Source organism: Shimazuella alba (assembly GCF_009831235.1).
GTDB lineage: Bacteria > Bacillota > Bacilli > Thermoactinomycetales > Thermoactinomycetaceae > Shimazuella > Shimazuella alba.
In genome coordinates, this window is the sequence record NZ_WUUL01000001.1 from 43193 (window position 1) to 56322 (window position 13130).

At 35.8% G+C, this 13130-nt stretch carries 6 protein-coding genes; 5 read left to right on the forward strand and 1 reads right to left on the reverse strand.

Features of this window, described 5'->3' with window-relative positions; translation table 11 throughout:
* The first annotated feature begins 98 nt into the window (after window positions 1–98).
* The 5 genes from GSM42_RS00230 to GSM42_RS00250 all read left to right on the forward strand — a co-directional run bounded on the left by GSM42_RS00230 (window position 99) and on the right by GSM42_RS00250 (window position 12001).
* Complete coding sequence (locus tag GSM42_RS00230) at window positions 99–437, forward strand: hypothetical protein (protein WP_160799252.1); 339 nt, start codon at window positions 99–101, stop codon at window positions 435–437.
* A gap of 188 nt (window positions 438–625) precedes the next feature.
* Entirely contained in the window at window positions 626–1285 is a 660-nt protein-coding gene (locus GSM42_RS00235) for a (2Fe-2S)-binding protein (RefSeq protein WP_160799253.1), read from the forward strand.
* A 106-nt stretch (window positions 1286–1391) separates the two neighbouring features.
* Entirely contained in the window at window positions 1392–2057 is a 666-nt protein-coding gene (locus GSM42_RS00240; RefSeq protein ID WP_160799254.1) for a DUF2953 domain-containing protein, read from the forward strand.
* A 202-nt stretch (window positions 2058–2259) separates the two neighbouring features.
* Complete coding sequence (locus GSM42_RS00245) at window positions 2260–10461, forward strand: type I polyketide synthase (RefSeq protein ID WP_160799255.1); 8202 nt, start codon at window positions 2260–2262, stop codon at window positions 10459–10461.
* 88 nt (window positions 10462–10549) lie between these two features.
* Window positions 10550–12001: a phytoene desaturase family protein gene (locus GSM42_RS00250; RefSeq protein WP_160799256.1), complete on the forward strand. Its 1452-nt coding sequence runs from the start codon at window positions 10550–10552 to the stop codon at window positions 11999–12001.
* 283 nt (window positions 12002–12284) lie between these two features.
* Here the strand turns inward: GSM42_RS00250 and GSM42_RS00255 are convergent, their stop codons facing one another.
* On the reverse strand, window positions 12285–12662 hold the full coding sequence (locus GSM42_RS00255; protein WP_160799257.1) for a hypothetical protein: 378 nt from the start codon (window positions 12660–12662) through the stop codon (window positions 12285–12287).
* Window positions 12663–13130 lie beyond the last annotated feature (468 nt).

The following is a 13130-nucleotide window of genomic DNA, read 5'->3' on the forward strand; positions in this document are numbered from 1 at the left end:
CTGACGAAAAAATGGAAAATAAACCAAATAATAGTAGAAATTGTTTCTCGTATTCGCTATAATCAAAAAACAGGTGTGAGAATGTGAGGGAGGTTCCCATGACAAACAATAAAGATATCATTTTGAAAGAATTAAGCGTAGTAAAAGAGGCCATTTGTGGAGTAAAAGAAGACGTAATCCAGTTAAAGCAGAACCAAGAGCGAAATGAGAAAATGATTACACAGTTATTACAAATTGTTGGTTCTACTAATGCAAAGGTCGGCTCATTCGATGAAAAAATGATAACGCTTAAAGAATCTTCTTCCGATTTGAATACGAATATGGAATTAATCATGGAAAAGATAAAAAAGCAAGATGAAATGATCGAGATATTGACAAAACGTTCCCTTCAGCAGGAAAAGGAAATATTGGATTTAAAGAAGATGAAGTCTGCATAAATAATACATAGGACCCAGAAATGGGTCTTTTTCTTTTGTGTACATCTTGCCCATGTCTACAAATGTTGAAAATCAAAGCGAAAATAAAAAAGAAGTTTTATTTTTTGAAAACGTTGACGAAATGAATATTGCCAGTTACAATTGATAATAAATATCATTATCAATTAAATTATAAGGGAATCGATAAGATGGAGACATTAGCCTCTTTACCCCAAACCAAATATATTCACATACATGAATTATTCCAAATTGATGTTCTTCAGACATTTCTAGCCGAGTGTACCTCTGCATTATCTGCACCATCTGCCATTATTTCTGCTTCTCAGTTTTCTAAACGATATAGCTACTTTTTATTAGCACCAAGTCTCAAACAGTTATTAACAAGCGGGCAATTTGCTTCGATTCAAAGAGATCGAGACTATATAGAAATTGACTATCAAACAGGCGAATTCAAGCTTGTTATCAATGAAAATACTTTGTCATACAATGCAAACCATTGTTCCAGACAACAAATTGACCGATATATTAAACATTATTTTGCTGATCATTTAGTACCATTATGGACTTCTATTTCTCATTTAACAGGTATAAAAATGGATCTTTTATGGGAAAATGCCTACATTTATATATCTTGGATGTGTTTGAATCATATTGAGGCATCTTTTGTAAAAGAGAATTTTATTTATCTTACTCAAGAGGCAGATGGCAGTTTGTTTCACTTACCAAGTAATCCTTTCTCTGCATTTACTTCTAGTAGTCCTATAAGGAATAAATGCTGCTTGTATTTTATGTTGCCAAGCGCAGCAGGTTCAAAGTGTAAAACCTGTCCACTGGTATGCAAAGATTAGCTCATTTATGATTAGGAAGTAAGTATTGAAGAATATTCATTCCAATTTTTGCCGATCCTAAAATAGAAGGATCGGTTTTCTACTTTTATAAATGGTGATGATATAAATGGGAATGTTTATTCTGATAGTGGTATTGGGACTAGGTTTTCTAATGTACTACTCAAAAATTAAAATTGAAATTTATTATAAGCGAGCAGCTAAACGCGATAAAGGGGAAGTGAAATTAACTGGTTTAGGAGGGTTGATTCATTATCGGTTATCGATCCCCACCGTTGACTTTAAAGATATGGACAAAGGTGTGAAAGTAGAAAGTGATAAAGAGACATCCACAAAAAAGAAAGGAGAAGACACATTCATCAACAAAGACAAAATAGAGTTTTGGTATGAAAACTATGAAGTATTGTTGCATCGTGTCAAATACTTTCAAGAAAGTCTACGATGGTTTATGGCTCGTGTACATTGTCATAAATGGGAATGGAACACAAATATAGGGACAGGAGATGCAGCAGAAACTGGTGTGCTAACAGGTATTATATGGGGAGTAAAGACGACGATACTTGGATTTATCAGTCATTATATTCGATGGGATAGGGCACCTGAAATAGAAGTGACACCTTGTTTTCAACAAGCGATGCTTGATACGTCGTTTGAAGCAAACTTTTCTGTTACTTTGGGCAGTACCATTCGGTTTCTATTACTTTTATGGTTTAGATTTAGACAAGGTTCTGACCAATCTTTTCGAGTCTCACAACAAAGAATGAGTAATCTTTAAAACAGATGAAGCATACTTAAGAATTGTATGCTTTTGTATTATAATTATTCAGAAAATACATAATTTAACATTTTCTAATAATTGCAAATCAATATTATTTTAACATTTTCATAGTAGAATGTTATAAATCAATGTGACAGTTATATTAAAAATTGATATAATTAATAAGCAAATATAAATTGTAGCAATGGGGTGACTCTTTTTGAACCACAATCAAATTGCGGTTATTGGAATAGGAAATTATTATCCTGGGGCAAAAAATCCTAAAGATTTATGGAGAAATATTCTTGCTCGAAGACGACAATTTCGAAAAATGCCTGATCAGAGGTTACCACTAAGTGAGTATTTTGATGCAGATCCTACTACACCTGATAAAACGTATGGAGAGTATGCTGCGGTAATTGACGATTTTCAGTTCGATTGGGCAAGTAAGCGCATTCCTAAGATTACATATGAGTCTACCGATATTGTGCATTGGTTGGCTTTAGAAATTGCTAATCAAGCTCTAGAAGATGCTGGATTGTCAAAGGGGAGTATACAACAAGAAAAAACTGGCGTAATTGTAGGAAATTCACTTACTGGTGAGTTTATGCGATCTTACGCGATGAGATTACGATGGCCATTTGTGAAAAAGGTACTTCGTGCTACAGGAGCACAACAGGGTTTATCTCATCAAATGTTATCTAAACTCGAAGAAGATATGGAAAAAGTGTACAAATCAGTATTTGCACCTGTATCTGAGGATACATTAGCAGGTAATTTATCCAACACCATAGCCGGTAGGATATGCAATTATTTCGATTTGCATGGTGGTGGCTATGTAGTAGATGGTGCATGCTCTTCATCCTTACTTGCAGTTGCAACTGCTGCAGATAAATTAGTAAACGGCGATCTAGACCTCGCTATAGCAGGTGGAGTAGACATTAGTTTGGACCCGTTAGAAATTGTGGGCTTCGCTAAAACAAAAGCCCTTACAGATAAAGATATGAATGTATTTGACCAATTTTCAAGTGGCTTCATTCCTGGAGAAGGAAGCGGATTCATTATTTTAAAGCGTCTGGAAGATGCTCGTCGTGATGGAGATTATGTGTATAGTGTACTTCGCGGCTGGGGAATTTCTTCTGATGGTAAAGGTGGCATAACAGCTCCAAAGGTGAGTGGACAAGCACTTGCACTAAAAAGAGCTTATGATATGGCTGGTTATTCGCCACATGAATTAGATTTTATAGAAGCGCATGGAACGGGAACCACAGTCGGAGATCGAGTTGAATTAGAGTCAATAACAACTGTGATGGAGATGTTCGGTACCCCCGATAAGCGTTCTTTAGGTGTAACTTCTTTTAAATCTCTAGTTGGACATACAAAAGCAGCAGCCGGCATTGGAGGATTGATAAAAGCTATTCTTTCTGTAAACCAGAGGGTTATGGTTCCCACAGCAGGGTGTAAAATTGCAAATGAAGTTTTTGAGAAAAAAGCCCAAATGCTTTATCCGATTTTGGAAGGTGAGGTATATGCACCAGACAGAGTGATGAAAGCCGGGGTTTCTGCTATGGGATTTGGTGGTATCAATTGCCATATTACCCTAGAATCGGGTGATTTGCCAAAAGAAGATCTGAAAACAGACATTAGTGAGAGTAAATTGTTAGTTTCCTCACAAGATACAGAGCTTTTCATTTTTACAGCTAATAACCAAGAAGAGTTGAGAAAAAAGATAAAACATGTCTCTGTTTTATCAATTGGAATGAGTATCGCAGAATTGTCTGATTTAGCTCATCATTTGATTCGAGATGTACACAAACAAGCAAAATATCGTGCTGCTCTTATTGCAAATCATCCCAAACAATTAACAAATAGACTAGAAAAATTAGAAAACAAGCTTTTAAAAGAGACTTTAAAGCTTAATAGTCCTATTTATGATGTGGAAAATGAGATATGGATCAGTTATCAGCAAGATGCCTTACATAAAATTGGATTCTTATTTCCTGGTCAAGGATCTCAATTCATTAACATGGGGCGTGTATTGATACAACGATTTGACTGGGCAAAAGAAATTGCGGATGCAGCATGGAACCACATGCCGGAAGCGGATAAAATAGTATTTCGAAATTTAGATAAGAAAATAGATCAAGAAGAACTAAAAAATTGGGAGAAAGAGCTAAGGAAAACGGAGTATTCTCAGATCACGATTTGCTTGGTGTCCGTCATTTGGTTTGAGTATTTGAAGCGATTAGGAATAAATCCGAGCATAGTAGCCGGACATTCACTTGGTGAGCTTTCTGCACTTTATGTGAGTGGTGCTTATGATGCTAGTACGCTTTTTCATTTAGCTAAAATCAGAGGAGAGGCAATGGCAGCTCCAGTAGAAGACGCTGGGGTTATGGCAAGTCTTGTTTGCAGTCCATCAAAGGCGAAACAATTATTGTCTAAAATAGAAGGATATGTAGTGATAGCAAATTTAAACAGTGAAAAGCAGATTGTTATTTCAGGTGAGAAAGAAGCAGTCTATCAAGTGGTAGATCTTGCGAAAGAGGAACAGATTCAAACATATCTTTTACCTGTTTCCAATGCCTTTCATTCTGAGTTAGTACAAGAAGCTGCTGATCAGTTAAACAACCTTTCCTATCTCAATGAAGATGTGAAATTGTATATTCCTTTCGTATCTGGAATCGACGGTTCCGAGTGGAATGAGTTAAAAGTGAGTGAGGATAGTAATTATTTTTCAAAACAAGTTATTAGTCAAGTGCGGTTTATTGATGTTCTAGATACTCTACGAGAAAAATGCGATTTACTTGTAGAAGTAGGTCCAGGACGAGTATTAAGTGGTTTGGTTCAACATGACCCTTCCTATCCAATAGACTGCATGCCAGTGGAATCAAAGATGGGACATATACAAGATCTGCAGCACTTGTTAGCACTTTACTTCATACAAGGAGGAGAAGTGAACTGGGAAGTTCTCTATGAAAATCGATTGGTTGAACCATTTGTGCCAGCAAAGGATAAACATTTCATTATAAATCCAGTAGAGTTACCACTACAAATAGACGATCAAACGATAAATATGGATAGTGAAACTAATACCAATATATCGCCTTTTTTAGTGAAAAATAGTGGAATACCCTCTGTTGATCTGGAAAACTATTTACAAACAAGAGGAGATTTTATTTTTGATGTCATTCGTTCAGATATGAAGCATCAAGTAACATTAACAGATGAGATAGAAATACCAAAACGAATCAAAGATCACGAAGAAGTTTATTCCCCTCCAAAAAGTCCAGAGTTGCTTAAAGAAGCGATAAACAACGATAATATTTCCGAGTTTATAAATGGAGTAATAAGACAAGAAGCATCGAATATTACTGGGTATTCATTGGAATCTATTTCTATGAGGCATCATGTACTGGATGATTTGAATTTGGATTCGATAAAATCAGCTGATTTTGTTACAAGGATTTTTCAAAAGCTTGAGGTAAGCCATCAAATAGATCCGACTGAATACAGCAGTGCAACGTTAGAAGAAATAGCTGAAGTAATTGTAAAGTTATATCAAGCCGCAGAGGATAAACGTACGAATTCTGGATTAGCAGAAGTTATTTTTGCTGAAGTGGCAAAATTTACTGGATTCAATGAAACATCTCTAAAATTGGAATATCGATTACTGGAAGATTTGAATTTGGATTCGATAAAATCAGCAGAATTGTTATCGCAAATCGTAAAAGCTCTTAAGATAAAAGATGTAGTAGATGTAACTGAATATGCGAATGCGAGTTTAATAGAAATTATAGATGGTTTAGGCAAGTTCATCAAAAAAGATATCCAAAACGAAAGGAGCATCTCCCGAGCAAAAGGTGCTACTTCTTTAAAAAACCCGAAAGAAATAATCATTCAAGAAGTGGCAAAATTTACTGGATTTAATGAAACATCCTTAAAAATGGAATATCGATTATTGGATGATTTGAATCTGGATTCGATAAAATCAGCAGAGTTGTTATCGCTCATCATAAAAGCACTTGAGATAAGTGAAGTTGTGGATGTAACTGAATACGCGAATGCGAGTATAACGGAAATTGTGGATCGTTTAAGCACAGTCAACAGAAATGGTATTCAAAAATCCCAAAGGGACACCTCTTTGAAAAAACCTGAAGAAATAATCATTCAAGAAGTGGCAAAATTTACTGGATTTAATGAAACATCCTTAAAAATGGAATACCGATTGTTGGATGATTTGAATCTGGATTCGATAAAATCAGCAGAGTTGTTATCACTCATCATAAAAGCGTTGGAGATAACCGAAGTAGTGGATGTAACAGAGTATGCGAATGCGAGTATAAAGGAAGTGTATGAGAAACTTGGCAAGTATTACGGCAAAGCACAAGAGGAAGAGATTGTAACTAGTGCACCGATTGATTCCGCATCAGTACCGAATGCAATGTTAGATACTTCTGCAAATTCAAAAGTAGCATTTGATTTGCGAACGGAGGAAGTGAAGCAAAACCCTGTTAATTGGGTTCGTGAGTTTGTTCTGGAATATATAAAAGCTCCAAGATCAAACCGTAATTTGAATTTCTCCAATAAAGATAGTTTTCTAATTGTCACAGATCAGTTTAGAAATAAGTTAGCCCAAGAATTAGGGCAACTCCTTCAAAAATATGATGTAAAAAACACTATTACTACCTTTTCTAAATTGAAACAATCTTATGTATTGAAACAAAAAGCATTTAGTCATATAGTAGTGATTTTACCAAAAACTGATCTAAGAAATGATAGTGAGAGTATGATTGATCGATTGCAAAGTGTGATCCAACCGGGTCTAGAGTATGGATTACGTGCTTCGATTACATATATCCAATATGGAGGCGGGAAATTCGGGAGTGATTTGAATCAAGTTCCATTAAGAGCAAGTACTGCCAAAGCTTTTGCTTCTAGTCTACATCAGGAACGTCCTAATGCAAAAATCCGAGTGATTGATTTGCATATCAGGTTAAAAGCAGCCGAGATTGTCAAAGATATTCTTTTCGAAATTGCTGATCCTGAACCTTTTATTGCTGTTGGTTTTGATAAATATAAGCAAAGATATATTTCATTTTCAACGGTACAAAATCCAGCTGTGTATGCTCCAAGACAGCTTTCATGGAATGCACAAGATGTTATTTTAGTAACAGGTGGAGCAAAAGGAATCACAGCAGAGTGCATGCTTGGAGTTGCTGCGACAATTCAGGCAAAAATAGCACTTGTTGGTACTTCCTCTATAGATCAATCTGAAGTACAGAAAAATATCAATCGCTTCCGTGAATTAGGGGTAGATTGTCAATATTATCAATGTGACATAACGAAAGCAGATCAAGTAATTCAGTTGATTGAACAAGTAAGGGCAGAACAAGGTGAGATTACTTGTTTTGTACATGGGGCTGCAAATCTAAAATCAAAACGAGCAGAACAAATTACAAAAGAAGCCTTTTTACATGAAATTGCCCCAAAAGTTACTGGTGCAAAAAATATTTTAGAAAGCCTAAATGACCATTCTCTTAAATTAGTTGTCGGGTTTTCTTCTCTTGCTGGAGTATCAGGTATGGCAGGGAATACCTCGTATGGTTATTCAAATGAGGTATTGCAATTAATGATGAAAAACTTCAAGAATTTGCATCCAAATACACAAATGCTGGTCATTTCGTTTGGGCTTTGGGATGAAGTAGGAATGGGAACAAAAGGTGGTGTAACGCAGTATTTAGAGAAAAAAGGAATATATCCGATTTCAGTTGCAGAAGGTGTTAAAAGGTTTGTTCATTTGTTCAAACACAACCCTGAATCGAATCATATCATTCTTACATCGAGAATTAAAGATTTTCCAACATGGTTACCAAAACCTGTAGATCGCAGACAAAGTTATCGATTTATAGATGAAGTAGTCTATGATCATCCAAATGTTGAGGTTATTGTAAAACATCATCTAAAATCATCGGATGATTTTATTCAAGATCATCTATTTAATGGAACATACTTGCTGCCTGGCGTATTTGGGATGGAAGCAATGGCACAAGCTGTATCTTTTGTTACAGGTATTAATGATTTTAGTAATGTACTAATTCGAAATATACAATTTAAATCTCCGGTGATTGTTGACAAAGAACAAGGTACGACAATAGAAATTCGTGCTTTAGTTTTGGAAGATGGAAACGTAAGAACGGAAATTCGATCAGAAACATCCGGTTTTCAAAAAATCCATTTTTCAGCTGAGTTTTCATTCCAGAATGTTGAAGCGGTACATGAGGAGCTAGTATTTCCAGAGAAAGCATTGAATCTTGATATCGAAACAGATTTTTATCAACCGATTATGTTCCATGGTTCACGTTATTATCGGATAACCTCTATCTATGATGCTTTTTTTGATCAAGAAAAAGGACTTGGTCGTACTTTATTTTCTGTTCGCGGTGTTAATTACGCTGATTTTCTATTAGGTGATCCCTATTTACAGGATGCTCTGTTACAATCTGGACGTATTATCGCACCACAAGATCTATTTTTACCAGTAGAAATAGAAGAGTATCGGAAAATAGAAGCAAATCAAAGTCATGGAATTTGGCGTGGTATTGCCAAGTTTGTCAAACAAGTAGATCAACAGTATATTTTCTCGATCGTGTTGTTAGATGAATATAATCGTGTGGTGCAACAAATCTCAGACTATAAAGTTCATATTTTGGAACATTTTCCTGCGTTACCAACTGCCAATGAACTGGTGGATTTATCCTATACGAATGAAAATCGGATAAAAGAAGCGCTTAATACTTATGTGATTGATGATGAAGATTGCTGCATTCCTGAGATTGGGATAAATGTTTTACCAGGTATTCATCAAGATTCGAAAGAAGTTCGGCATCAGCGTGTGGAGGCTCTGTTTAAAAGCGTTGCTAGAAAAAAAGGATTGAATCCGGCAGTTGAATTATCATGGAAAGAAACTGGGAAACCATTTATTTATACAAATGATTTAAAACCAAATGAAATGGATGTTTCGATTGCACATGATGATGATTTTACAATGTGTGTGATCGATGTTGGAGCCCAAGGTTGTGATATTCTTCCGATTGAACATAGAGAGGAAGAAAAATGGATCGCGATTTTTCCAATGGACTGTGTTGTAATATTGAATGATTTACAAGATCAAGGAGATACACTAGATACCGCAGGCAGTAGAATTTGGACATGTTTGGAAGCGGCAAAGAAAGCAAGTGGGCAACATGTGCAAAAAATAGAACTGTTCCATCGAATCGAAAATGTAGTGGAATTGATTGCTTATACAAAAACATCTTTCTATCACGTTATTACTGTTCCTGTACAGCTTACAAGTGGAATACCTAGGATGATCGCTTTTGTAAAGAAAGAACAAGATATATCCATACAAGAAGAAGTAAACGAATTAAAAAAGCCATCGACTAATTTATATGGCTATGATGATCAGGAGAAAGGTTTTGTATATCGTTTTCCAGTGGTTTTCGAAGATAGTTCTACGATCAGCAGAAGAGTTAATTTTTCGAGTTATGCCAAATGGATGGGTAAAGTTCGCGAGATGTTTGTTTCAGGAATAATGGAAAAAGTGAAAGCACAGATGGCAAGTGGAATTTGGGGAATGGCGACTAACTTTAGCCAAACGGAGGTGTTTGGTGAGGCGAAGTCTGATGATATTATCGAAGCGCATCTCCAATTAGAATTTTTGCGTGATGATTCGTATGTTCAGTATGTTTGTCATTGGCATAAAGTGCTGGAAAATGGTGAGCTCGAACGAATTGCGATGACTAGGCAAGGCATGACATGGGTAGAGATAACTGGTCATGGTGAAGTAAAGAAGAGCAGTTATCCTCCATACTTTATAAAGTTCTTTAAAGAACGATTGCCCGGTTCTGTTCTACAAGAGTCGGTGAATGAATCGATGGTATTATCACCAGAGAAGCTAGGAAAATTACTATATGAAGTGAAATCAGGTCCAGATAACCGTGCTATTTTAAATAAGATAGCATTTGAAACATCACTAGAAGAATCTAACCTCGTCGGCAATGTTTATTTTGCCAATTATACGATATGGCAAAATGTATTGAGAGATAAGTATTTCTATCAATTAGCTCCTGAACTTTATCGCGGAATTGGGGAGTTAGGTGAATGGATTCCTATTCATAATAATGTACAGCACTTGCGAGAAGCGATGCCTTTCGACACGATTGTGGTGGAAATGTCGCTAGCTGCAAGATACGAATTTGGAGTCAAATTGTTTTTTGAGTACTTTAAGTTAGAAGAAAATGGGACAAAACGGAAGTTATCGTTTGGGGAACAAGATGTAATTTGGATGAACAGGGATGACAAAGGTATGCTCCATTCAGCTAACATACCCTTGAAAATCAGCGAAGCGTTAAAAAAATAATGTAATGGCCGCTTAACCATGATGACATTCACCTTAATAATAAGGTGAATGTTCTTCTGAAATAGACAAGATGAAGGAGGCAATAACATTGGAATACGATGCAATTATTATCGGTTCTGGAATGGGTGGCTTAACGACAGGAGCACTACTTTCTCAGGCAGGAAAGAAAGTACTTGTGTTAGAACAACATTATGAAATTGGCGGATGTGCGAGTATGTTTCGACGTCGGCAATTTCGCTATGATGTAGCCATTCGTTTGATTAGTGGGTGTGAACCAGGAGGAGAGCTGTACAACCTATACGATAAACTTGGTCTATTGGATAAAATCGAGTTTATAGAAGTCAACCCTATGTATTCGCTGAAATTTGAAAATACTGTTTATGAGGTTCCAGCCAATTTGGATGAGTTAAATCGGAAAATGATCGAGTGGTTTCCAGAAGATGGTGAGGCTATAAAAGAAACAATCTCAGAGATAAAACAGATTGGGCAAGCTTTGATGAATGAATCGTTTCAAAAAGACCCGAAACTATTACAAAGGGTTATTGCCTTAAATAATATGAGTTTTGCGGATTATTTAGCAAATCGGTTTCGACATCCTCATTCTGCACTTTTGCTTAGTTCCTTACATTTTTATGCAGGAGTAAATTTACAACAATTACCTACTTTGTTTATGATGAATGTGATGATGTCTTATCATAATGGGGCATTTTATCCAAAAGGAGGCTCGCAAAAATTAACACATGTATTAAGGGATTATATCCAGTCTCATAATGGGGACGTGTTGGTAAAGCGTAAGGTTGAAAAAATACTTTACAGTGGCTCCCGGGTGCAAGGAGTAATCGATCAAAAAGGAAATGAGTATTTTGCACCAGTTGTCATTTCTAACGCTGATTTGACACTGACTATGAAGAATTTATTGGGTGAAGAACATTTACCTCCTCTATATCGTAAATCACTAGCAAAATTGGAACCATCCCATTCTGCGGTCATTTTATATGCAGCATTAAAGAAGGAAGGGATAGCTAAGACATTACCACATGAGTTGTTTCTATCTCCAGCATATGAATCATTGCTGGATGATGAGCAATACTTATATCAGCCTGATAATCTTGATTCTGATCCATTTATTTCTGTAAGTTGTCCTTCGGTGGTAGAAAGTTCTTTAGCTCCTAAAGATCACGTTGTTATTGCAGTTACCGCCCTCACATCTGCTGAGCATGTCCAAGGAATGGACAAAAAAACGTTAGAACAAAAATTTATCCATTTATTAAACAAAAAACTTCCTGGTTTAACAGAACAAATCGTTGGCTATGAACTTGCAACTCCAAGTACAATTACAAAGTTTACGTTAAGCAGGCAGGGAGCCATCTTTGGTTGGGGTAAATCGAAGCATCAACAGTGGATAGCAAAAATGGGGCCAAATACACCTATTCAAGGACTATATCTAACAGGGCAGTGGACTCCGCAAATTCATGGAGTGTATGGAACTACACGATCGGGAAGAAAAACTTTTGAGTATATTATAAATAACAACAGCTGAGCAGACGCTGCTATCTTGTCGCAAATGTTCTGTTCAAAATGTTTTCTTTGGATATACATTGTTGGAAAAACAAAGAATGTTGTTGGCGATCATATACATCAGGCGGGGCTTTGGAGTTTGTGGTTCTTGTTTGTCTGGGATTGGGGATGGGAAGAGCTATTAACGTAGAAAAAGTAATTAGCAGTACAGTTTCCACAAAAAAAATTGACTCCTAAAGTGGGGAAGTGTCAATTTTTTTGTGGAAATAAAATATGTAAAATTGCTTGGCATAGCTTGTACCCATTTATTTAAAGCCGAAAAACCGTCTTGAAACTTTTTTTATCTTACTAACCTTTTCAACATAGCAAACATGAATATCACAAAAAGGTTCCACTCGGATCAGTTCTTCCATCAAGTAAGGGTCAGTATTATACAAATTTGCAAAATTTTCATTTGCTTTGTTGAAATCTTCTTCAGTGCGATAACGTATATCTAGCTGAAAGGGGTAAAAGTTGGTATCTTTTTCAGCTAAAAATGTAAAAGGATTATTTTGGGAGGTTTCGACATAATCAACACCAGGAATTTCGGATAGTTTTGAGGCAGTTATTTTTAACCACTTCATAAAACCTTCAGTATCTTGTGTTTCTTCATTGTCTTTAAATAGCATGCTGAATTTAATCAATATTCTTTTCCTCCTTGTGTTTATTATATAAATTATAATCATTTGAATTTCATCTTTCTATCACTTTTTTCGAAAAATCATGACTAATTTGCATCAAAATATTTTGGCTTTTTGGGATAAACACCAAATGAAATGCACAAACGGTCGTGAGTGGGCAACATGCAGAATGTTGAATGGATATTTTAGACATACTCATGATAGGAAAGCTAATGCATTGCTAAAAATAGTTTGTAAACTATTAGCTATAGGGGAATTACATCGTTTATGTATAGAGGTTTCTGTGGAATTGTATTCACAAAGGTTGAAGACCTTTCACAAAGAAGGGTGTGTAAATGCTAAGTGGTGATAAAGAGAAGAGAAACATAAAAAGTGTAGCAGGAAAAATAGGAGGGATTTTTTCTCAAATAGATTTGTAAATGAAGAGGGAAGTACTCAATCTTACATAAATAAATTGTAAGTATAATTCCT

What these genes read in the sequence shown, in the direction of transcription:
- GSM42_RS00240 (WP_160799254.1), top strand. Translation starts at nt 1,392, where the DNA reads ATGGGAATGTTTATTCTGATAGTGGTATTGGGACTAGGTTTTCTAATG.
- GSM42_RS00230 (WP_160799252.1), top strand. Translation starts at nt 99, where the DNA reads ATGACAAACAATAAAGATATCATTTTGAAAGAATTAAGCGTAGTAAAA.
- GSM42_RS00235 (WP_160799253.1), top strand. Translation starts at nt 626, where the DNA reads ATGGAGACATTAGCCTCTTTACCCCAAACCAAATATATTCACATACAT.